This window comes from Albidovulum sp., assembly GCF_049646345.1.
Taxonomy (GTDB): Bacteria; Pseudomonadota; Alphaproteobacteria; order Rhodobacterales; family Rhodobacteraceae; genus Albidovulum.
The window spans coordinates 1-1888 of record NZ_JBARVQ010000324.1; the positions used below are offsets into that span (position 1 = coordinate 1).

Consider the following 1888-nt stretch of genomic DNA (forward strand, 5'->3'; position numbering starts at 1 on the left):
CGGAACGTGCTGATGCGATCGGAAAGCCCGGGCCAGGAGCTGGTGGGGCTGGGCGTTGAAAACATCATCGCCATCGCCATGCCCGACGCGGTGCTGCTGGCCAGCATGGACCGCGCGCAGGACGTGACGCTGGCGGTCAGCGCGCTGAAGGCGAAACAGGCGATTCAGGCCGAGGCGCTGCCCGTCGACTATCGCCCATGGGGCCATTTCGAGACCCTGATCCTGGGGGATCGCTTTCAGGTCAAGCGGATCGTGGTCAAGCCGGGCGCCTCGCTCAGCCTGCAAAGCCACCATCACCGTGCCGAACACTGGATCGTGGTGGAAGGCACCGCGCGGGTCACGGTGGACAAGGAAGTGCGCCTGATCACCGAAAACCAGTCAGTCTACATCCCGCTGGGCGCCGTGCACCGGATGGAAAACCCCGGCAAGGTCAACATGGTGCTGATCGAGGTGCAGACCGGCTCCTATCTCGGCGAGGACGACATCGTTCGCTACGAGGACATCTATGCCCGCGGGCAGGGCGCACGGGGGTAACATGCTCTATACAAAGGAATTCGTCTTCATCCACGTGGAAAAGACCGGCGGCATGTCCCTGACCCGGTTCCTGATCAATGCGCTGGACGATCCGGTCACCGTCTTCGTGCCCGATCGCGGGCGCGATCATGCACTGGCCATGCCCACCACGCCCGAGGCCGCCGCCAAGCTGACCTGCCACGCCGGCACGCGGCACGAAAAGCCGCCCGCCGCGCTGGAACTGCTGGAAAAGCACGGGCTGCCGGTGCCGCCCTTCGCCTTTGCGGTGATCCGCAGCCCGGTCGACCTGATGCTGTCCTATTACAAGCACTTGCAGAAGGACAGGGTGCGCACCCGCCGCTCGGCCAATCCCGGCGGGCTGAAACCCGCCGCGCTGATGGCGACAGAGGTGTCGTTCGACACGTTCGCCCGGCAGGCGCGGTTCTACAACATGCGTGACCGCAAGCTGATGAAATTCTACCAGCCCGACGGCTTTCCCCGGCTCGACGTGGTGCCGCTGAAGCGGATCGGCGACTACCTGACCCTGCGGTTTTCCCATCACGCCGCCTTCGATCTGGCCAAGCTGGAACATCGCAACAAGTCGAAGGAGGGGCAGAGCGTTTCCGATCTGGATCCCGACACCGTCGCCCATATCAAGGCCACCTATCCGAAGGTTCAGGCGCTCTATGAAGAGGCGATGGCACGGGACAGCTGGTAGGGCCTAGCCCGCCAGATCGAACCAGGGCGCCGAGGCGGTCATCGCCTCGCTCAGCCGCGCCCGCATGGCGTCGTCGGCCTCGGGCAGGATCAGCGCCAGATCAGCCTGAATAGTGTCTGTTTCGGGCAATGGCGCATGACGTGCCCAGGATTTCATCTCGACCTCGCCCAGCCGGCGGATCAGCGAGCGGTTATAGGCGCTGGTGGCGCGCAGCATGGCGGCGGCGGCGTCGGACACATGGAACGGCGCGCGGAACCGGGCGTGATCGCTGGCCAGCGTGCGCAGGTCCCGATAGCTGAGCCCGGGCAGGCCAAGGTGATTGGCCGCCAGCTTGTAGACCAGCAGGTTGCCGCCGATCGAGGGGTTCATGTCGCCGTCCGGGATCGCGCCCGGCTCGATCCCGACCTGATCGCAGAAATCAGCGATCACGTCGCCGTTCTTGAGCTCGGTCCGATTGTACCACTTCAGCGACAGGTCGCCCAGGTCGGCCCAGCGTCTGACGAACCCGCCCATGTTGTCGAGCCCGCCGGCATGACGGGCGAAGGTGACGAATCGGGTCTGGTTCTGCACCAGCTGGCGAAAGCCCGAGATCGCGTAATCCAGATGTTCGCGCACATAGCAGATCACCCGGATCTCGGGGGCGTCGAAGCTGGCCAG

General features: G+C 64.9%; 3 protein-coding genes. 2 read left to right on the forward strand and 1 reads right to left on the reverse strand.

Annotated elements, in window-relative coordinates:
- The coding region (locus tag WBB85_RS08175; protein WP_432638127.1) for a cupin domain-containing protein at window positions 1–534 on the forward strand (534 nt) is incomplete at its 5' end.
- A 1-nt stretch (window position 535) separates the two neighbouring features.
- Complete coding sequence (locus tag WBB85_RS08180) at window positions 536–1231, forward strand: hypothetical protein (RefSeq protein WP_432638128.1); 696 nt, start codon at window positions 536–538, stop codon at window positions 1229–1231.
- A gap of 3 nt (window positions 1232–1234) precedes the next feature.
- Here WBB85_RS08180 and WBB85_RS08185 read toward each other — a convergent pair.
- On the reverse strand, window positions 1235–1888 hold a 654-nt coding region (locus WBB85_RS08185), incomplete at its 5' end, for a hypothetical protein (protein WP_432638129.1).

Bases quoted from the DNA above. Each gene is read 5' to 3' on its own strand.
- WBB85_RS08180 (WP_432638128.1), top strand. From the start codon at position 536: ATGCTCTATACAAAGGAATTCGTCTTCATCCACGTGGAAAAGACCGGC.